The sequence below is a fragment of the Shigella sp. FJ200513 genome (genome assembly GCF_040495915.1).
GTDB lineage: Bacteria > Pseudomonadota > Gammaproteobacteria > Enterobacterales > Enterobacteriaceae > ECMA0423.
Map to the genome: position 1 here is coordinate 1 of NZ_JBDYCV010000281.1, position 508 is coordinate 508.

The 508-nt window shown below is 42.3% G+C and carries 1 protein-coding gene and 1 pseudogene; both read right to left on the minus strand.

From position 1 onward, the window contains the following. Positions 1–186 precede the first annotated feature (186 nt). Positions 187–432: pseudogene (locus ABZJ92_RS22230) on the minus strand (hypothetical protein); the annotation flags it as partial. 15 nt (positions 433–447) lie between these two features. Beyond that, a partial coding sequence (locus tag ABZJ92_RS22235; RefSeq protein WP_071528444.1) for an IS1 family transposase occupies positions 448–508 on the minus strand: 61 nt, incomplete at its 5' end.

A 508-nucleotide genomic window follows, 5' to 3' on the forward strand; every position in this document is an offset into this window, starting at 1 on the left:
GATTCAATAAGTTATGCGCCGATTGCATTCAAGATAAAACGAGTTAAAAATGCTCAATGCTTCGATATCGATAAAACATTCAAGATAGGCGCGCCGTGTATTTTAATTCTTTTAAGACTCTTCAAAAATGTCATCGTAGCCTTTAAAAACGAATTTTAAAGGCACCCTAAAGGCAGGTCAATGAAGTTAACCCGCCTTCGCGTTTACACTCTCTGAGAGAATACTAGCTTCAATCTCTTCCAAAATCTCTCTGACTTGCTCGTCGGGCATATCAACGAGCATCAACGCTGCCAGGCGTTTACGGCCCTCTAGTTGCAGTAGCTCTTGAGTTTCCTTATCTAACAAGCGTAGCACAGTCTCAACACCTTTCCTTGCGAGCATGTTTGTAAGGGCTTCTCGTTCCTCACTGGTAAGAAACGACAACATTTCTGTGGTAATGACTCCAACTTACTGATAGTGTTTTATGTTCAGATAATGCCCGATGACCTTGTCATGCAGCTCCACCGAT